Below are 16,249 nucleotides of genomic sequence, written 5' to 3' on the forward strand. Positions count from 1 at the left end.
TTTATTCATAATAAAATTTTCAATTACCCAGTTAAAAACGGATTGCACAAACATTGGGTAAAGATATGGAAGAAGGCTTTAAAGGAAAAATTATAAAAATAATTCATGGTTGAAATCACTCTTGCAGTTGCTGCACTTGCAGGTCTTGGATCATTTGTAGCTCCATGTATTTTACCCATGATTCCAGCTTTTCTTGCATATATTTCTGGAACAACACTTTCAGAATTAAATCAAAATAAAGGTTCCAAGACAATAACAATCAACAGAACAAACATCATATTAAATTCAGTATTTTTTGTCTTGGGATTCTCAGTAGTATTTTCAACTCTAGGAGTAATTATCAACAGTGTTCTATCAACGTCAACTGGAAGTATTGTTGAAGGACTAAACCAAGTGGGCGGAATAATTATTGTAGGATTTGGAATATTTTTACTATTATCAACAAAAATTAATAAATTAAACGTAGAAAAAAAATTCTTTCCTAAAAGAACCAAAGCAAGTTATCCACTGTCTTTTGTGTTTGGTTTAGCTTTTGCAGCAGGATGGACACCATGTGTAGGTCCAATTCTTGGAACAATTCTCACACTAGCTGCAACCACACCATCAGTTGCATTTAATTTACTTTTAGTATATTCATTAGGTTTAGGAATTCCATTTATTTTAATTGGGGTATTTTATTCAAGAGCTACTAGAATTATTAGAACGATGGGCAAACATCTAAAATATTATAATCTGATATTAGGAGGATTCATCATGGTGTTAGGAATATTAGTTTTTACAAATCAATTAGCATACATTGCAAATTTTCCACTTCTCAATGAATTATTATTTTTAGGATAAAGAAATGAAACAAGAAATTAAAACAGCATTAATTCTGGGTATAGGAATCGCCACAGCAATCGGTGTAATGAGCATGATTTTTTCAACACTTGATCAAGAAAACATTTCTTCCAATAATATTTTAGAATCAGATTCAACAGGAATGATAGACAAATCAGGTTTCAAAAAGGCACCAGAGCTAGTTGGGATACAACATTATCTCAATACGTCATCGGAAGAGTTGAAAAATAAAATTAAAAACAAAGTGGTGCTCTATGATATTTGGACATATAGTTGCATCAATTGCATCAGAACACTACCTTACATAACAGCATGGGATGAAAAATATTCAGATCAAGGATTATTGATTATCGGAATTCATTCACCTGAATTTGAATTTGAAAAAGATCCTGAAAATGTAAAGATGGCCATTAGCAAATACGGAATCAACTATCCTGTAGTATTAGATAACGATATGGAAACATGGAAGGCATTTGAGAATAGATATTGGCCAAGAAAATACATTGCAGATCATGAAGGATTCATCAGATATGATCATATCGGAGAAGGCAAATATCAAGAAACAGAAAAAGTTATTCAGAAACTTTTAGAAGAAAGATCATCATCACTTGGAATTCAAACTGCATCTACTGTTCCACTAGTAACAATTGAAGAGTTTGAACATACGATTTTTAGAACACCTGAATTGTATTTTGGGTATTACTTTGCTCAAAATAGAAATCAATTGGGAAGCGATGAGGGATTTCAACCAGAAAAACTAGTAAAATATTCTAATCCTAAAAAAATTGATCTTCATAAATTCTATCCAATAGGAGAGTGGATGAATTTAGCAGACAGTATGAAATTAGTTTCAAATGAAGGCTCCATTAAATTACAATATAATGCAAAAGAGGTAAACATCGTTACAGCAAATAATGCAGAATTAGAGGTATTTCTTGATGGCAATCCTCTTACTGAAAAATATTCAGGAAAAGACATAGTCTCAGATAATCACTTAATCGTATCAGAGCCTGGATTATACAACATCATTACAAGTGAGACCAGTTCGTCACACATTATGGAAATTAAGATTAAAGGTAAAGGATTTCAAATATTCACATTCACTTTTGGATAATGTAACCACCCCTAGTTGTAACTCCAGTTACACTAGTAAGAGTGACAAATCTGTTTAAAACAAAATTTTCCACAATGATCAAGGTAAATAGGATATGATTAGTAATTCTTGGAATAAAACAGAGGGAGAGAGCATATCACAAAAATTTATGGGCAAAGTAAGACCTGATGAGCCACTAAAAAACAAAATTGATTTTGCACAAAAAAAATTACAATTTCAAATCTCAAAATTAGATTCAATAGATGAAAAACTAAAGAAAAAACACGATGTTATTTTTGAAAAAATAGTCAATGCTCAGAGAAATAACAAGAATGGTTACGCTCAAGCTTATGCAGGAGAATTAGCACAAGTAAGAAAAATGAAGAATATGGTCAGTGGTGCTAAACTCAGTATGGAGCAAATTAAACTTAGATTAGATACAGTTTCCGAACTAGGTGATGTAGTAGTCACACTTAGTCCATGTATGTCAATCATCAAAGGTCTTAGTCCATCACTAAATGGAATCATGCCTGAGGCAAATGCATCAATGCAAGACTTGTCACAGATATTAGGTGATGTGATGTCAGGATCATCTATGAACATGGGTGAAACTATGAATGTTGGAACCGAGACAAATGCTGACACATTAGCAATTCTCGAAGAAGCACATAGTGTCATTGCAGGTCAAACCAAAGCGGTAATACCAGATGTTCCAGATAGTCTCAAACATCAGATTGTAGAAAAAAAATCAGATGTTTTTATCTAAAATAAATAATTAATTTTTATTTTGATTTCTTTTTACTTTTTTGAATTAAAATTTTTTTAATTCTAGATATTGTAGGATAACTGTATCCACGTCTACGATAATTTGCAATCATCATCTTCCAATTTTTTAATCGCCATTGAGCTTGCTCAGTTGTGACAGAGTGGATTTCTTTTTGAATGATACTTTTTCTTCCTACCTTCAAGGTTCCCGCATCCTTTGCAGACCACCTATTCTTTGCAAATTTGAGTCCAGTAAGAATTTCTTGAATAGGCATTTCTTTGAAATATTCTTTTAGTTTTTTCAACTCTAAATCCGTAGGAGATTTTGATATCGGTAATTCAATAGTTTTTACCATAAAAAATCTAAAGAGACATGCTTTAAGAGATTCTTGCTAAATCAGAATTAACCAAAACAGGAAATATTTGAAAAGAATTTAGCGTCTAACAACTCAAAGGAATATTCACATTTTTACACAATGTGTTGTACATTCCAAATCCAAGGATAATTGCAGCAAATACTGCCAAAGGGATCAAAATGAAAAAATTGGTTTTACGACCCATAATAGAAATAGAAATAGAGAGTATAAAATTGTCACATCCTTAATCGACACTAATTGTAAAGATCCCTTTTGTATTGGGATCTTGCAACAATGAAACCATCTCTCGCGGTAGCAAATCAGAAGATTTGTCACATTTTATTGCCAACGTTCGAGGGCAAACAAAATCACTTCTTCTAATTACAATGTCTTCCTTATGGGATAAAAGTAATCCAGGATGACCCTTACCAGCTATAACAAATTCATATTCACCAACACGTATGGAGAGTGTTACTTTAGTATCAAAATTTTTTAGTTTTTCTTTTAGTTCTGATGGCAAATCAGCACAACTTGATGTAGCATTTACACCAACTATACAATCACCTTGAGGGGTAAGATTAGACTCCTTTGTAATTTCTATAGTTTTTGTATGATTTGATCTAATATTTTCATGTCCAGAAAACTGAATTTGATACCTCACGCCAAAAGTGATAGGCTAGACTTAAATTAAACTTTCAAAGCATTTGAATTAAATGCTTCCTGCGCAACAAGGTTATGACAGAGCTATTACAGTATTTTCTCCGGATGGTAGACTTTACCAAGTAGAGTATGCAATTGAAACGGTTCGAAGAGGAACAATTGCAGTAGGTGTAAAATGTAAAGACGGAATCATAATTGCAGTAGAAGAAAAGCCAAGAAAATTACAAATCTCAGATACAGCCCAAAAGATATTTCAAATTGATGATCATGTAGGAGTTGCAGCTGCGGGATACATTCCAGATGCAAGAAGTCAAGTGGATAATGCAAGATTTTTCTCACAAAGTAACAAAATGATTTATGATGAACCAGTTGAAGTTGAAACCATTGCGAAACATTTAGCTGATCAATCTCAACAATATACACAGTATGCAGGTGTAAGACCATTTGGAGTTGCATTGATTTTAGGAGGAGTTGTAAACAAAACTCCTCAATTATATCTCACAGATCCAAGTGGAACATACATTTCATATGATGCAATTGCAATTGGTTCAGGTTCTGAACAAGTAACAGACTTTTTAGAAAAAACTTACAATCAAGATCTTTCATTAGAAGATGCATCGGTTTTAGCTACTGCAGGAATTTATCTATCAAGTGAAGATAAAGAAGGTACTAGTCACATTAGAATGGCATGCATTAAAACAGATACTGGCTTGTATGAGTTAGTTTCAGATGAACAGATTACAAATTATGCAAAAATTGCAAAAGAAAAATATCCACACGAGAAAAACTAAGTATCATTAACAGATTGTGAGATTTAATTAGATTGAAATTATCCGTAGCAATTCCAGAATCATCACTTTCTGACGAATCATTAAAAATAGATAAAACTAGAAAGATTTCAGTTCTGGCAAGAGCATGTGCAATTTTCAAAATTGATACAATCTATGTGTATCAAGAAGGCGAAAATAAAACAGATGGAGCACTGTTGGTAATGATTTTAAAGTATTTAGAAACACCGCAATTTTTGAGAAGAAGATTATTTCCAAAAATGAATGATTTAAAATTTGCAGGGGTTCTACAACCACTAAGAATTCCAAGTCACATAACACCTGCCAATCCAAAAAAAATCAATCGTGGAGACATTAGAGAAGGAATTATTGTTAGTATTAAAGGCAAAAAATTTGTTGATGCTGGAATTAATCAACTAATTCAGTTTTTTGGGAAAACACCAGTTGGTAAAAGAGTCACCATCCAATTCAAAGAAGGATACCCTAAATTATCTGTAAAAGAGATTAGTAAAGATGAAATTCAATCTTACTGGGGATATTCGGTAAAAGAAAGAGCAAATCTTTTTTCTTTATTGTCCGAGTGGAAAGGCAACATCATTATCACATCAAGAAAAGGGAAAACTGCAACAAGAGAGCAGTTATCAAAATATACAAAATCAGATAAAGACACATTGGTAGTCTTTGGATCTCCAGAAAAAGGAGTTCATGAGATTCTAAGTGGAAAAATGAAAAACGTACAAAATGCTAAAGCACTAAACTTTTTTCCAAATCAAGCTACACAAACAGTACGACTTGAAGAAGCATTACTTGGAACACTAGCAATAATTAATCTGGAAAAGAATTCATAACATGAAAGAAAGAAAGAATTTCTTACTCTTAGCTATTGGGATCGGATTTGTTGGAATTATCTTAGGTGCATTCACAATTTGGAATACTGTAAATGATTTGTTCCAACCATAAAATTTTAGGCATAGTTGGTTAACCTGTAATTTTAAACTGGTTAACGACATCTCACATGGTTTAATAGAGGGTAATCGATGATGTGTTTTATTCATGGGTGCTAGAAAGAATCATCAACCAAGAAGAGGAAGTCTCGCATATTCTCCTAGAGGACGTGCTAAAAGCATGGAAGCAAGAATAAGAGCATGGCCTAAAATTGATTCTGAAGAACCTAAAATTTTAGCTCATTGTGGTTTCAAAGCTGGTTGTGTACAAATTGTCACTATTGATGACAGAGATAAAACACCTAATGCAGGAAAACAACTAGTCAGTCTAGGAACTGTTTTAGTTACTCCACCGGTTCTAATTTTAGGAGTTAGAGGATATTCTAAAGATCATGATGGAATGCATGCAGAATTTGATGTGTATGCAGAAGACATACCAAAATTTATCGCAAAAGAGATTACACTAAAAAACAAAGAAGGTGCATTAGATAACGCAGAAAAAAAATTAGGAAAAATTAAAGAAATTTTTGCAATCGTTGCAGTATCTCCTAGTGCTGCAGGATTAGAACAAAAGAAACCATATATTTTTGAGGCCTCAGTTAGTGGCGGAGATATACAAAAACAATTTACACATGTTAAAGAATTACTTGGAAAAGAAATTAAGATTGATCAAATTTTTGAAACGGGTGCAACTGTTGATGTAGCAGCAATTACAAAAGGTAAAGGATGGCAAGGTGTTATTCAACGATGGGGAGTGAAAAAGAAACAGCACAAATCAAGAAAGACAGTTAGAGAAGTCGGTTCTCTTGGTCCAATCTCGCCACAAAGTGTAATGTATACTGTACCAAGAGCAGGACAAATGGGATTTCATCAAAGAATTGAATACGATAAAAGAATCATGATAATGGGAAACACAAACGATGATCAAATTAAGATAAATCCTGATGGAGGGTACAAACATTTTGGATTAGTAAAAGGCGATTTCATTATTCTAAAAGGTTCAGTTCCTGGAACATATAGAAGATTGATTAAATTAAGAAGTCAAATCAGAAATGCTCCAACCAAAATCATCAAACCAAATATCCTAGAGGTAGTTATCTAATGAAAACTCCAGTGTATACAACCAGTGGAACAAAAGATGGAGAAATCGAACTTCCACTAATTTTCACAACTCCATTTAGAAGAGAACTTATTCACAAAGCATTCACCAATCTAAATTCACACAAATTCCAACCACAGGGAAGACATCCATCAGCAGGACAAGATGTTGTTGCTGACTCAAATGATCCCCCAACGGGTCAAGGTGTATCTCGTGTTGCAAGAATGAGAGGCGGTGGAGGTGGAAGACAAGGACAAGGAGGAGAAGTAGCATCAACTAGAGGAGGTAGACAAGCTCATCCACCTATTGTAGGAAAAGTAATTTACAAAAAATTAAACAAGAAAGAAAACAAATTAGCATTATGCTCTGCAATTGCTGCAACTGCATCAAAAGAAATCATAGAATCAAGAGGACATAAGATTGAGGGTATTGAATCATTTCCTATCATTGTATCAGATGATATAGAAAAGGTTGCAAAAGCAAGCGATATTTCTAAAATATTAGAATCATTAAAACTGGCACAAGATGTAAAAAGATTGGAAGTAAGAAAGCCACGTTCAGGAAAACCATCACTTAGAGGCAGAAGTAAAAAAATTGGAAAGAGTGTTTTGTTTGTAACTAAAGATGCAGCTAATCTTAGACAGGCAATAGGTGCACTCCCAGGAGTCGAAGCTACAAGTGTCAAAGAACTAAGTGTCTTAGATTTAGCACCCGGTTCTGATCCTATAAGATTAACAGTTTATTCAAAATCGGCAATAGAAGAAATTGCAAAGATAAAATCAACACATTTGGAGATCATGGTGAAAACAAAATGAATGTAGATCAAGCTAGTAAAATCATTATCAAACCATACATTACAGAGAAGACATTTGCAATGGTTGAAAGTGAAAATAAAATATGTTTCATTGTTGAAAGATCAGCAAGTAAACCACAAATTGCAGAAGCTGTCAACACACTTTACAAAGAAAAAGTAACAAATGTCAACACTGCTAGAACAATTTATGGCAAAAAAGCATTTGTTCAGTTTGAAAATACAGAAAAAGCAAGGGATTTGGCTACAAAGATAGGAATGCTATAATATGGACCATAAAACTCGAAGAACACTAACAGAGGAGAATAAGAATGGTTAAAGAATTTTTGTATAAAGGAATCCCCAAAGAAGAATTGGAGAATATGTCATTAGAGAAATTATTCCAATTGTTTAATGCCAGACAAAGAAGATCACTTACAAGAGGAATTACAGATGGAAAAAGAAAATTAATTGAAGAGATTAAAGCTGCTAAAGCAGGCAAATTAAAGAATCCTATCAAAACTCACCTTAGAGATTTGATTGTTCTGCCATACATGGTAGGAGTTACAGTAAATGTTTTCTCAGGAAAAGATTTTGTTCCAGTCAATATCAGAGCTGAAATGATTGGACATTATTTGGGAGAATATGTCATAACAAACAAGAGAGTGTCACACGGTGCCCCAGGTGTTGGTGCATCAAGATCCAGTCTCTACGTACCATTGAAGTGAGAATTATGGGTAGATTCAATTACGCTTTCCAAAATTATGACCCAACACGTCATGTACGTTCTTCATTAAGAGAGAAAGACATCTCCCACAAACATGCACGTGAAGTTGCAGTTTCAATAAAGGGTTTATCGATTGAAAGAGCCAGAGACTATCTTCAGGCAGTAATTAACAAAGAGAGAGCAATTGCATTTAGACGATTTAAGAATCAAGTTGGACACAAAGCAGATCCTGGTATGATGTCTGGACGATATCCACAAAAAACAGCTAAAGAATTCATCAAGGTTTTAGATAATTTAGAATCAAATGCAGAATACAAAGGAATGGATTTGGATAGATTAAAAATTGTAAATGCAACAGTGCACAAGGGTGTAATTGTTAAAAGATTTATTCCTAGAGCAATGGGTAGAGCAACTCCCAAAAATAATGTACTTACACATGTAGAATTGGTGGCACAGGAGATTTAGAAATGTCAGCAGTCAAAAACGTAATCAAAGACAACTACAACATGATGCTGCTCAAAGATTATCTAAGAATTGCAATCAAAGAAGCAGGATTTTCACATGCAGAAATTTCAAAAACACCAACAGGAACAAGAGTTTCATTACATGTTACAAGACCAGGTATCGTAATTGGAAGAAAAGGTTCTGGTATTCGTGAATTAACAGACAAACTTGCAACAGATTTTGGATTAAAAAACCCACAAATTTCAGTAGTTGAAATTGAAAAACCAGAGTTATCTCCAAGTGTAATGTGTAATAGAATGGCAGCACATCTTGAGCGTGGAACCGCATTTAGAAGAGCCACAATGTGGACATTAAAACAAATTATGGAAAATGGAGCAATGGGAGTACAAATTACAATTTCAGGAAAACTTAGAGGAGATCGTTCCGCATTTGAAAAGCACACAGCAGGAATTTTACCAAGAGCAGGACACCATGCAGAAGTAATTGTAGATGAAGATATTGCACATGTAAAAACTGCAATGGGTTTAATTGGTATTAGAATTAGAATTGCAAGAAATGAAAAATTAATTCCAGAATTTGAAATGAGAACTGAAAAAACAATGAAACCAAGACAAGTTAAAGATGAAGGGACAGGTAAGATGAGAGATGAGACAGCAGCTGAAAAGAAAGCAAGAACCGAATCTGAACAAATTGCATTAGAAGAGGAAAAAATGAAAGATCTTGAAACATTAGAAGAAGAGGAGAACTTATTCAAATGACCCGACTCAGTATGAAAACAATTAGACAGTTAAATGAAAAAGATCTTAAAAGCAAGATTCAGGAAAGTAGAAGTGAATTATCAAAACTTAGAGTTGATGCAGCTAAAGGAACATTAAGAAAAGAAAGTGGAAAATTAAAACCAATACGCCACGACATTGCAAGAATGCTAACTAGACTAAACGAGATGAGGAAAGAGAAATGATCACTGCAGATAATATCACATCACATGAGTTTATTGGATTAGATACAAGAATTATCCAATCATCCAATCCCCAAGTAGTAGGATTAAATGGAAGGATTGTTAATGAAACAAAATCAATGTTTACAATAGATACTAAAAAAGGTCAAAAGTCAATAGCAAAATCAACAAGCAGTTGGAGTTTCTCAATAGAGGACAAAGAGGTTGTCGTAGAGGGTTCAAAAATAACCAAAAGATCTTTTGACAGAATAGGAGGAAAAGCATGACTCGAAGTATTGGATTAAATGTAAAAGAACCAGAAAGAGAGTGTACTGATAAAAACTGTCCATTTCATGGGGGATTATCAATTCGAGGAAAACTCTTTGATGGGAAAGTAACAGGAAATAAAGCAAGACAAACAATCACACTGCAAAAAGATGATCCAGTGTACTTTAGTAAATTTAAGAGATATGCCAGAGGCAGAAGTATCATTCATGCACATGTACCTGGATGTATGGATGTAGAATCTGGAGATCATGTACTTACTGCAGAATGCAGACCACTATCAAAATCAGTATCTTATGTAGTTGTGGAGGTCAGAACTTAAAATGGCAAAGCAAGCAGGTAAAGGCGTAGAAGAATTCAGACCATATGTAACAAGATCCATTCCAGTAGGAGCAAATATTGTTTGTGCAGATAATTCTGGAGCAAAGATTTTAGAAATTATTAATGTTCCAAGACATAAAACTAGAGTTTCAAGATTACCAGCAGCAGCAGTTGGTGATTTCTGTAACGTAGTTGTAAAGAAAGGACCAGCAGAATTAAGAAAGCAAGTATATGGTGCAGTAATTATTAGACAAAAATATGCAGTTCGTCGATTAAATGGTGTAAGAGTTTGTTTTGAAGATAATGCAGCAGTATTAATCACCCCAGAAGGAGAAACTAAAGGAACAGACATCAAAGGACCAGTTGCAGCAGAAGCTACAGAAAAATGGCCGAGAGTAGCTAACTTGGCATCAATGGTGGTATAATAAAATGAAACCAACTAAAATGCGTAATTATCAAATTTATCAAGCAACATTCCAAACAAGAAGTAAACAACTTGGAAGTGCATTATCAAAAGAGTTGCAAAAAAAATACGGTAAAAGAAGTGTACGAGTTATTGAAGGAGACAGCGTTAAAATTCTAAGAGGAGAATTTACAGGGGTAGAAGGCAAAGTTGCAAAAATTTCTACTGAAAAAAGTAGTGTAGCTATTGAAGGTGTTAAAAAAGAAAAAACCAAAGGAGACAAGTTTGATGTCTATATTCATACTTCAAACTTAGTTGTAACATCACTTAATTCTGATGACAAATGGAGAATCTCAAAATTAGAAGGCAAAGATCCAAGAAAGCAACCAAAGGAGACACCAACAAAGGTGACACCAAAAGAAACAGTAAAAGAAGCACCAAAAGAGACGCCTAAAGAAACAAAAGTAGTAGAAAAAACTGAAAAAAAGGATGATGAGAACTAATGGTAAGCATTTCAGGAAGTAAAAAACTCAAACGACAAATGGCTCCTCAGTTTTGGGGAATCGCTAGAAAAGATAAGAGATTTGTAGTTACAGTCAAACCAGGACCACACAAAAAAGATTATTCAGTTCCAACAGCTGTTTTTCTAAGAGATATGCTAAAAATAGTAACTTCACTCAGAGAAGCTAAAACTGCTATTTATTCAGGCAAAGTAAAGATAGACGGAGTGGTCAGAAAATCACTTCATCATGCAATTGGACTAATGGATGTTGTTGAATTAGAAAATGTAAAAGAAATTTACCGTCTAGTTCCAACTGATGGTAAACTACTAAAACCAATTAAAATCAAAGACACAGAAAAATCAAAAAAACTCGTTAGAGTTGTTAGTAAAACTACAATTAATTCTGGAAAAACACAGATTGGTTTCCATGATGGACGTTCAACAATTACAGATACAAAGCTAAATGTCGGAGATACTTGTTTGATCCAAATTCCAGATGTCAAAATTATTGATACAATTAAACTAGAATCAGGGTGTCAAGGTCTGGTAACACGTGGAATTAATGCAGGAGAAATAGGTAAAGTTGAAAGTTTAGAAGAAGGAACATTCATCCTACCAAAAAGAGTTGTCCTAGCATTAGAAGGCAGAAAAATCGAAATTCCAGCAGACATCATTATGCCTATCGGAAAAGAGGAACCAGTAATTCAAATAAAGTGATCATATGTCTCAAGTAACTCAATCCCCAATGAAAAAAATCTCTCTTGAAAAAGTAGTACTCAATATGGGAGTAGGAAAATCAGGGGATGTAATTGAAATTGCAAAAAGAGCCCTTGATCAAATTTCAGGTAAAAAATCATGTGCACGAAATGCAAAAGAAACCCAAAGAGATTGGGGAATTAGAAAAGGAGAACCAATAGGAGTTGCAGTTACAGTTAGAGGAAACGATGCAGTAGAACTACTAAAAAGATTATTGGAAGCAAAAGGTAATGCAATTAACGGAAAATCATTTGATAATTTTGGAAACTTTTCATTTGGAATTAAAGAGCACATAGATATTCCAGGTGTAAAGTATGATCCACAAATTGGTATTTTAGGACTAGGAATTTCTGTTACATTAACAAGACCAGGTTTTGGAATTAGAAGAAGAAGTAAACATAAAGCTAGTGTAGGAAAAACTCACATCATTAGCAGTAGAGAAGCAAAAGAATATCTAACAAAAGAATTTGGAGTTGTAATAGTATAATGGCAAAAGACAGATCATATGAAGCAACAGGAAGAAAAAAGCATGATTTTGGCAGAGGTTCAAGATGGTGTAAGAGATGTGGAGATTATACAGCAGTTATACAAAAATATGACTTGATGTTATGCAGACGATGTTTCAGAGAAGTAGCTGTTTCATTAGGATTTAGGAAAAATCGGTGATAATATGCCAGCAACAAACATTTTAGCAAATCTATTTGTCACGCTATACAATAATGAAACAAGAAGAAAAGGAGATTGTACTATACTTCCAACTTCAAAATTAGGAATTGAGGTTCTCAAAACTTTGCAAAAAGATGGATACATTGGAGAATTTGAACACATTGATGATAAAAGAGGCGGAAAATTCAAAATAAAATTATTGGCAAAAATTACAAAATGTGGTGCAATATCACCAAGATTCAAAGTTAAAAATGATGAATTTAACAATTGGGAGCAGCAGTATTTGCCCGCTTATAATAGAGGGATGCTTTTAGTTACAACTAATCAAGGAGTTATGTCACATCATGAAGCAGCAGAAAAAGGAATAGGAGGATTTTTGATAGGTTATGTCTACTAGTCAAGTCGAAAAATTCCAAGATGTAGTTGAGATTCCAGAAGGAGTCACAATAACACAAAACAAAAACATGCTAAGTTTTGTTGGACCACTAGGTAAAACCTTCAAAAATTTCAGAGACATTCCAGTACACATCGAGATTGCAGATGGAAAAGTCACTCTAAAGGCAATAGGTACTAGAAAAAAAGATTATTCAATTTTACACACTGCACGTTCAATAATTAGAAATATTTGCGAAGGACTAGTAGAAGGATATACAATTAAAATGAAAGTAGTATTTTCCCATTTTCCAATTACTGTTAAAGTAGAGGGAAAGAAAATATTAATTGAGAATTTCCAAGGGGAAAGAGCACCAAGAGTCACAAAGATTGTTGGAAACACCAAAGTAATTCCAAAAGGCGAAGATGTAATTTTAACTGGTGAAGTTTTAACAGATATCACTCAAACTGCAGCCAATATTGAATTAAAATCCAAAGTAAAAAACAAAGACCACAGGGTTTTCCTAGATGGTGTTTATGTCTTTGAGAAGAAAAAAGGATTAGAGAAATAATCGTTCTAGTTTTTTATGACCCTTGATCCTGAATTTTCCAAGCAAACAACTGATTTAATTGAACAAACTTTAGAATTATACAAAACAGCAGGTGCATCGCCACGTGTTGGACAGACGTGGGATTGTGAAAATGTGGGGGATTTTTTGTGTGGATTTTTTGTTGGCGAGATGGTCGGCTCAGCATTAAGTGCTTTTCAAATTGTTCATAAAAGAGAACCAACTGCAGAAGAACACATTGAAATTATTGAATTAGTTGAAAGTCACTCAAATGAAATCAAAGAGTTTTTTGCAAAATTTAACTAACATAAAATCAAAACTAGGTCTAATTTGAATAGTCGCAAGGATTAAATCACTTTTACCAAGGTACAAACATGTTGCCGCCCTAGCTCAGCGTGGTAGAGCATCCGACTGTTAATCGGACGGTCGTCAGTTCAAGTCTGATGGGCGGCGCCATTTGTTTCTAAACTCGAGTTTTGAAATATTATTTTTTAAAACATAAGATATTAAATTAATTATATTTCTAAATTCGAATTTAGAAAAATTGATCGGTTGATAGCAATTAGTTTACTCTATTAGACAACATAGATCTAATAGATGATCGCATATCTAGTATAATGCAGGAGGTTTACATTGGTCAGAACTAGAAGGGCCAACAGATATTGTGTTGATTGTGGTGCAAGATTGGTGTATTATCCAAGATTATCAAATCCCAAGGCACCAAATGAACACAGAGTTTTAGTTTATGCATGTCCTGATTGTACTGACGACTTTGAAAAACCCAAGATGTTCTCTATTAGGCGAAATCAAGTAGAAGATCCACTTGAAACAGTAGAAATTGAGATCACACAGATACAGAAAAAAGCAGCTTCAAAATAAGTTCAAAAATAAGATGTCATTTCCCGAAAAACAAAGAAGTAATGCTTGGTTTTTGTTGCCATTTTTTTTAGGATTAATTGGTGGTATTATAGCATTTTTTATTTTGCGTCGTGATGATCCAAGAAAGGCTAGGAACTGTTTATTTCTAGGAATAGTAATGATGATAGCTGGAATCATCTTCAATATTTTGATTGCTTCATCAGTGCCAGGTATGGATTCAGGATTTAATGTTAACATCTAAGTTGTTTTTCAGGTAAAAGATTTCATTATTTCTAAATTCGAATTTAGAAACATTAAAAATTCAGACTTGTAATCATCGAATTTAGAATCATATAGAACTAAAATCAGGTGTAAGATATGAGTGCGGCAAGAATGCGAGATAACGTTGAGAGATGGTTAATTCATGAAGGATTATCCTTTGAAGATGTAAAAAATTCAGAAAACTCGTTTCAAATTCTAATAAAACATGCAGGACAATACGGTATTCCCATGGATGTGTTTGAGCCAAAATCACAACCAGGAATTCTTGTGATTGGTGCAAAGGTAGTCATGAAGAATAATCAAATCTCAAGATATCTTGGATTCAACGAGGCAGAAAAAGAGAGGTTTGAGAAAAAAGTAAATGATTATTGCTATTCTATTCAGGCAATTAACAAGTTCATCTCAGAAGAAGGAAAGCAGAAAATAGGAGTGTATGTAGTACTTGACAATAAAGAAAACATCAATCAGCAAACAATGTTTGATGCAATCGATAAAGTATCTGAAATGCATGAAAAAACATCCAGATTTTTAATGAAGACATTTTAAAAAAATTAAAAAATAATAAACTTTTGGAAAAAAATAGGGTTTTATTATAATATTATGATTATTTATGTAATTCATAAATTCTTAAATATTTTAATATCGTGCCTAATTTAATGACTAAAACAACACACAAATTATTACTAGCAACTGCGATCATTGCAATTGGAGCAATCATGCTTTCAAGTACAATGATGACAGAAGCTGAAGCAAAAACAAAAACATTCCAACAAAAAATCAACGGAGATAGTCTTGGTGCATGGGCCTCTAATTGGCCAGTATCTTATGCAAGTGTCAATGTACAACAAATTGCCAACAGCAATGATGTAAATCTCTGGTACAATAGTAATGTGGGGGACGGTTTTTGTATTGCAGATAAATCTGTTTTGAAAGGCAGTGGAACAAATACACTTTCTGTTAATGCAGACACAACAGGATTTACTGTATTACCAGTAGGAAATTGGCCTTCACAAGCTGGTGAATGTGCATGGTGGACATCCGGATTAGGAGTAGTTTCTGCAACAGTTACTAGAGATGGACAATGGTCATCTTCATCAAGTGGTTCTAATACTTGGTGTAGTATTTCTGGTGGAATAGAATTCTGTCAAAAGAGTAATGGTCACACAGATTTTGGTAGTGCCAGCATTGATGCAGGAAATGTTTTGGGAATAGATTTGACTCTAATTCCAAATCAAAGCGCTAGTGCAGGAAAACAAAATACAGTAACCCAATCATGGACTAATCCATGAACATTTTCTTTTTTTAAACCTTATTAAAAAATAGATAATTTATCAGTTCTACGCGGGTCTTAAATCTAATATTCAAAATAATACAATTATGAAAACAATAATTTCACCAAAAACAGGCTTTATTGAAAGTCAGATTCTCAAATTCAAGGCTTCGAAAAACAAGGTTTTTCTCTTGACCGCAATTGCAACTTTAATGGTGTTTGTGAAATGAGTATTGTCAATATTTTTTTCAGACATGCAACCAAGAACTTTGAGATAAATGTCAGCATTAATGTCAACAAACTAAGACTAGAAAATGCTACCACAAAATGGGAGATGGTTCAAAATTGAGCATCATCAAAATGATAGACGAGATTCTTGATACCTATGATACCAAGGAGGTCAAACCAGATGAATAACATGTTCAAAGTGATTGGTTTAGTATTGGCAGTACATTTCATTGCAAAAACTGTTCATAAAGAGTTGAAAGAGCAAAAAACACA

29 protein-coding genes and 1 tRNA gene are annotated in these 16,249 nt (G+C 33.6%); 28 read left to right on the plus strand and 2 right to left on the minus strand.

Annotation, left to right across the window (positions count from 1 at the left end; genetic code table 11):
* Nucleotides 1-105 precede the first annotated feature (105 nt).
* The 3 genes from ACX119_RS05275 (at nucleotide 106) to ACX119_RS05285 (ending at nucleotide 2,699) form a co-directional block, all read left to right on the plus strand.
* Nucleotides 106-840 carry a cytochrome c biogenesis CcdA family protein gene (locus ACX119_RS05275; RefSeq protein ID WP_459350262.1) on the plus strand — a complete coding sequence of 245 codons (735 nt, stop codon included), beginning with the start codon at nucleotides 106-108 and terminating at the stop codon, nucleotides 838-840.
* A 4-nt stretch (nucleotides 841-844) separates the two neighbouring features.
* The gene (locus ACX119_RS05280; protein ID WP_459350263.1) at nucleotides 845-1,954 is read left to right on the plus strand and encodes a redoxin family protein; all 1,110 of its coding nucleotides are present in this window, start codon (nucleotides 845-847) and stop codon (nucleotides 1,952-1,954) included.
* 94 nt (nucleotides 1,955-2,048) lie between these two features.
* Entirely contained in the window at nucleotides 2,049-2,699 is a 651-nt protein-coding gene (locus tag ACX119_RS05285) for a Snf7 family protein (protein ID WP_459350264.1), read from the plus strand.
* Between the two features lie 16 nt (nucleotides 2,700-2,715).
* On the opposite strand, the gene ACX119_RS05290 is transcribed toward ACX119_RS05285, so the two are convergent.
* Complete coding sequence (locus ACX119_RS05290; protein ID WP_459350265.1) at nucleotides 2,716-3,054, minus strand: hypothetical protein; 339 nt, start codon at nucleotides 3,052-3,054, stop codon at nucleotides 2,716-2,718.
* Nucleotides 3,055-3,298: 244 nt separating this feature from the next.
* Entirely contained in the window at nucleotides 3,299-3,715 is a 417-nt protein-coding gene (locus ACX119_RS05295) for a DUF371 domain-containing protein (RefSeq protein ID WP_459350266.1), read from the minus strand.
* A gap of 52 nt (nucleotides 3,716-3,767) precedes the next feature.
* On the opposite strand from ACX119_RS05295, the gene psmA reads away from it, so the two are divergent.
* From psmA to ACX119_RS05420, 25 genes are all read left to right on the plus strand, one after another.
* Nucleotides 3,768-4,505: an archaeal proteasome endopeptidase complex subunit alpha gene (psmA, locus tag ACX119_RS05300; RefSeq protein ID WP_459350267.1), complete on the plus strand. Its 738-nt coding sequence runs from the start codon at nucleotides 3,768-3,770 to the stop codon at nucleotides 4,503-4,505.
* A 32-nt stretch (nucleotides 4,506-4,537) separates the two neighbouring features.
* Nucleotides 4,538-5,350, plus strand: a complete 813-nt coding sequence (locus tag ACX119_RS05305) for a putative RNA uridine N3 methyltransferase (protein WP_459350268.1) — start codon at nucleotides 4,538-4,540, stop codon at nucleotides 5,348-5,350.
* A 205-nt stretch (nucleotides 5,351-5,555) separates the two neighbouring features.
* A complete protein-coding gene (locus ACX119_RS05310; RefSeq protein WP_459350269.1) occupies nucleotides 5,556-6,548 on the plus strand; it encodes a 50S ribosomal protein L3 in 993 nt (330 codons plus the stop codon).
* On the plus strand, nucleotides 6,548-7,360 hold the full coding sequence (gene rplD / locus ACX119_RS05315; protein WP_459350270.1) for a 50S ribosomal protein L4: 813 nt from the start codon (nucleotides 6,548-6,550) through the stop codon (nucleotides 7,358-7,360). The genes ACX119_RS05310 and rplD overlap by 1 nt, the downstream gene beginning before the upstream one ends.
* Nucleotides 7,357-7,623 (plus strand): 50S ribosomal protein L23, encoded by a 267-nt coding sequence (locus ACX119_RS05320; protein ID WP_297592216.1) that lies wholly within the window; start codon nucleotides 7,357-7,359, stop codon nucleotides 7,621-7,623. Before rplD ends, ACX119_RS05320 begins: the two co-directional genes overlap by 4 nt.
* 44 nt (nucleotides 7,624-7,667) lie before the next feature.
* Nucleotides 7,668-8,063: a 30S ribosomal protein S19 gene (locus tag ACX119_RS05325; protein WP_297592215.1), complete on the plus strand. Its 396-nt coding sequence runs from the start codon at nucleotides 7,668-7,670 to the stop codon at nucleotides 8,061-8,063.
* A gap of 5 nt (nucleotides 8,064-8,068) precedes the next feature.
* Nucleotides 8,069-8,527, plus strand: a complete 459-nt coding sequence (locus ACX119_RS05330) for a 50S ribosomal protein L22 (RefSeq protein WP_459350271.1) — start codon at nucleotides 8,069-8,071, stop codon at nucleotides 8,525-8,527.
* 2 nt (nucleotides 8,528-8,529) lie between these two features.
* A complete protein-coding gene (locus ACX119_RS05335; protein WP_459350272.1) occupies nucleotides 8,530-9,285 on the plus strand; it encodes a 30S ribosomal protein S3 in 756 nt (251 codons plus the stop codon).
* Nucleotides 9,282-9,488, plus strand: coding sequence for a 50S ribosomal protein L29 (gene rpmC / locus ACX119_RS05340; RefSeq protein ID WP_297592209.1), 207 nt, complete (start codon nucleotides 9,282-9,284; stop codon nucleotides 9,486-9,488). Before ACX119_RS05335 ends, rpmC begins: the two co-directional genes overlap by 4 nt.
* Nucleotides 9,485-9,751, plus strand: a complete 267-nt coding sequence (locus ACX119_RS05345) for a ribonuclease P protein component 1 (RefSeq protein ID WP_459350273.1) — start codon at nucleotides 9,485-9,487, stop codon at nucleotides 9,749-9,751. Before rpmC ends, ACX119_RS05345 begins: the two co-directional genes overlap by 4 nt.
* Entirely contained in the window at nucleotides 9,748-10,071 is a 324-nt protein-coding gene (locus ACX119_RS05350) for a 30S ribosomal protein S17 (RefSeq protein WP_459350274.1), read from the plus strand. The genes ACX119_RS05345 and ACX119_RS05350 overlap by 4 nt, the downstream gene beginning before the upstream one ends.
* Before the next feature lies 1 nt (nucleotide 10,072).
* The gene (locus ACX119_RS05355) at nucleotides 10,073-10,495 is read left to right on the plus strand and encodes a 50S ribosomal protein L14 (RefSeq protein WP_297592203.1); all 423 of its coding nucleotides are present in this window, start codon (nucleotides 10,073-10,075) and stop codon (nucleotides 10,493-10,495) included.
* Between the two features lie 4 nt (nucleotides 10,496-10,499).
* A complete protein-coding gene (rplX, locus tag ACX119_RS05360; RefSeq protein WP_459350275.1) occupies nucleotides 10,500-10,976 on the plus strand; it encodes a 50S ribosomal protein L24 in 477 nt (158 codons plus the stop codon).
* Complete coding sequence (locus ACX119_RS05365; protein WP_459350276.1) at nucleotides 10,976-11,692, plus strand: 30S ribosomal protein S4e; 717 nt, start codon at nucleotides 10,976-10,978, stop codon at nucleotides 11,690-11,692. Before rplX ends, ACX119_RS05365 begins: the two co-directional genes overlap by 1 nt.
* A 4-nt stretch (nucleotides 11,693-11,696) precedes the next feature.
* On the plus strand, nucleotides 11,697-12,218 hold the full coding sequence (locus ACX119_RS05370; protein ID WP_459350277.1) for a 50S ribosomal protein L5: 522 nt from the start codon (nucleotides 11,697-11,699) through the stop codon (nucleotides 12,216-12,218).
* A complete protein-coding gene (locus ACX119_RS05375; protein WP_316505232.1) occupies nucleotides 12,218-12,397 on the plus strand; it encodes a 30S ribosomal protein S14 in 180 nt (59 codons plus the stop codon). Before ACX119_RS05370 ends, ACX119_RS05375 begins: the two co-directional genes overlap by 1 nt.
* Before the next feature lie 4 nt (nucleotides 12,398-12,401).
* The gene (locus ACX119_RS05380) at nucleotides 12,402-12,794 is read left to right on the plus strand and encodes a 30S ribosomal protein S8 (RefSeq protein WP_459350278.1); all 393 of its coding nucleotides are present in this window, start codon (nucleotides 12,402-12,404) and stop codon (nucleotides 12,792-12,794) included.
* Nucleotides 12,784-13,341, plus strand: a complete 558-nt coding sequence (locus ACX119_RS05385) for a 50S ribosomal protein L6 (protein WP_459350279.1) — start codon at nucleotides 12,784-12,786, stop codon at nucleotides 13,339-13,341. Before ACX119_RS05380 ends, ACX119_RS05385 begins: the two co-directional genes overlap by 11 nt.
* A 15-nt stretch (nucleotides 13,342-13,356) precedes the next feature.
* Nucleotides 13,357-13,644, plus strand: coding sequence for a hypothetical protein (locus tag ACX119_RS05390; protein WP_297592189.1), 288 nt, complete (start codon nucleotides 13,357-13,359; stop codon nucleotides 13,642-13,644).
* 73 nt (nucleotides 13,645-13,717) lie between these two features.
* A tRNA-Asn gene (locus ACX119_RS05395) sits at nucleotides 13,718-13,794 on the plus strand.
* A gap of 177 nt (nucleotides 13,795-13,971) precedes the next feature.
* The gene (locus ACX119_RS05400) at nucleotides 13,972-14,217 is read left to right on the plus strand and encodes a hypothetical protein (protein ID WP_297592188.1); all 246 of its coding nucleotides are present in this window, start codon (nucleotides 13,972-13,974) and stop codon (nucleotides 14,215-14,217) included.
* A gap of 13 nt (nucleotides 14,218-14,230) precedes the next feature.
* On the plus strand, nucleotides 14,231-14,458 hold the full coding sequence (locus tag ACX119_RS05405) for a hypothetical protein (protein ID WP_459350280.1): 228 nt from the start codon (nucleotides 14,231-14,233) through the stop codon (nucleotides 14,456-14,458).
* Between the two features lie 116 nt (nucleotides 14,459-14,574).
* Entirely contained in the window at nucleotides 14,575-15,024 is a 450-nt protein-coding gene (locus ACX119_RS05410) for a DUF2299 family protein (protein WP_459350281.1), read from the plus strand.
* Between the two features lie 110 nt (nucleotides 15,025-15,134).
* Complete coding sequence (locus ACX119_RS05415) at nucleotides 15,135-15,767, plus strand: hypothetical protein (RefSeq protein ID WP_459350282.1); 633 nt, start codon at nucleotides 15,135-15,137, stop codon at nucleotides 15,765-15,767.
* A 207-nt stretch (nucleotides 15,768-15,974) separates the two neighbouring features.
* Nucleotides 15,975-16,097: a hypothetical protein gene (locus ACX119_RS05420; RefSeq protein WP_459350283.1), complete on the plus strand. Its 123-nt coding sequence runs from the start codon at nucleotides 15,975-15,977 to the stop codon at nucleotides 16,095-16,097.
* The last annotated feature ends 152 nt before the right edge of the window (nucleotides 16,098-16,249 follow it).

The organism is Nitrosopumilus sp. S4 (genome assembly GCF_054515835.1).

Bases quoted from the DNA above. Each gene is read 5' to 3' on its own strand.
- ACX119_RS05275 (WP_459350262.1), top strand. From the start codon at position 106: ATGGTTGAAATCACTCTTGCAGTTGCTGCACTTGCAGGTCTTGGATCA.
- ACX119_RS05280 (WP_459350263.1), top strand. From the start codon at position 845: ATGAAACAAGAAATTAAAACAGCATTAATTCTGGGTATAGGAATCGCC.
- ACX119_RS05285 (WP_459350264.1), top strand. From the start codon at position 2,049: ATGATTAGTAATTCTTGGAATAAAACAGAGGGAGAGAGCATATCACAA.
- ACX119_RS05290 (WP_459350265.1), bottom strand. From the start codon at position 3,054: ATGGTAAAAACTATTGAATTACCGATATCAAAATCTCCTACGGATTTA.
- psmA (WP_459350267.1), top strand. From the start codon at position 3,768: ATGCTTCCTGCGCAACAAGGTTATGACAGAGCTATTACAGTATTTTCT.
- ACX119_RS05310 (WP_459350269.1), top strand. From the start codon at position 5,556: ATGGGTGCTAGAAAGAATCATCAACCAAGAAGAGGAAGTCTCGCATAT.
- rplD (WP_459350270.1), top strand. From the start codon at position 6,548: ATGAAAACTCCAGTGTATACAACCAGTGGAACAAAAGATGGAGAAATC.
- ACX119_RS05320 (WP_297592216.1), top strand. From the start codon at position 7,357: ATGAATGTAGATCAAGCTAGTAAAATCATTATCAAACCATACATTACA.
- ACX119_RS05325 (WP_297592215.1), top strand. From the start codon at position 7,668: ATGGTTAAAGAATTTTTGTATAAAGGAATCCCCAAAGAAGAATTGGAG.
- ACX119_RS05330 (WP_459350271.1), top strand. From the start codon at position 8,069: ATGGGTAGATTCAATTACGCTTTCCAAAATTATGACCCAACACGTCAT.
- ACX119_RS05335 (WP_459350272.1), top strand. From the start codon at position 8,530: ATGTCAGCAGTCAAAAACGTAATCAAAGACAACTACAACATGATGCTG.
- rpmC (WP_297592209.1), top strand. From the start codon at position 9,282: ATGACCCGACTCAGTATGAAAACAATTAGACAGTTAAATGAAAAAGAT.
- ACX119_RS05345 (WP_459350273.1), top strand. From the start codon at position 9,485: ATGATCACTGCAGATAATATCACATCACATGAGTTTATTGGATTAGAT.
- ACX119_RS05350 (WP_459350274.1), top strand. From the start codon at position 9,748: ATGACTCGAAGTATTGGATTAAATGTAAAAGAACCAGAAAGAGAGTGT.
- ACX119_RS05355 (WP_297592203.1), top strand. From the start codon at position 10,073: ATGGCAAAGCAAGCAGGTAAAGGCGTAGAAGAATTCAGACCATATGTA.
- rplX (WP_459350275.1), top strand. From the start codon at position 10,500: ATGAAACCAACTAAAATGCGTAATTATCAAATTTATCAAGCAACATTC.
- ACX119_RS05365 (WP_459350276.1), top strand. From the start codon at position 10,976: ATGGTAAGCATTTCAGGAAGTAAAAAACTCAAACGACAAATGGCTCCT.
- ACX119_RS05370 (WP_459350277.1), top strand. From the start codon at position 11,697: ATGTCTCAAGTAACTCAATCCCCAATGAAAAAAATCTCTCTTGAAAAA.
- ACX119_RS05375 (WP_316505232.1), top strand. From the start codon at position 12,218: ATGGCAAAAGACAGATCATATGAAGCAACAGGAAGAAAAAAGCATGAT.
- ACX119_RS05380 (WP_459350278.1), top strand. From the start codon at position 12,402: ATGCCAGCAACAAACATTTTAGCAAATCTATTTGTCACGCTATACAAT.
- ACX119_RS05385 (WP_459350279.1), top strand. From the start codon at position 12,784: ATGTCTACTAGTCAAGTCGAAAAATTCCAAGATGTAGTTGAGATTCCA.
- ACX119_RS05390 (WP_297592189.1), top strand. From the start codon at position 13,357: ATGACCCTTGATCCTGAATTTTCCAAGCAAACAACTGATTTAATTGAA.
- ACX119_RS05405 (WP_459350280.1), top strand. From the start codon at position 14,231: ATGTCATTTCCCGAAAAACAAAGAAGTAATGCTTGGTTTTTGTTGCCA.
- ACX119_RS05410 (WP_459350281.1), top strand. From the start codon at position 14,575: ATGAGTGCGGCAAGAATGCGAGATAACGTTGAGAGATGGTTAATTCAT.
- ACX119_RS05415 (WP_459350282.1), top strand. From the start codon at position 15,135: ATGACTAAAACAACACACAAATTATTACTAGCAACTGCGATCATTGCA.
- ACX119_RS05420 (WP_459350283.1), top strand. From the start codon at position 15,975: ATGAGTATTGTCAATATTTTTTTCAGACATGCAACCAAGAACTTTGAG.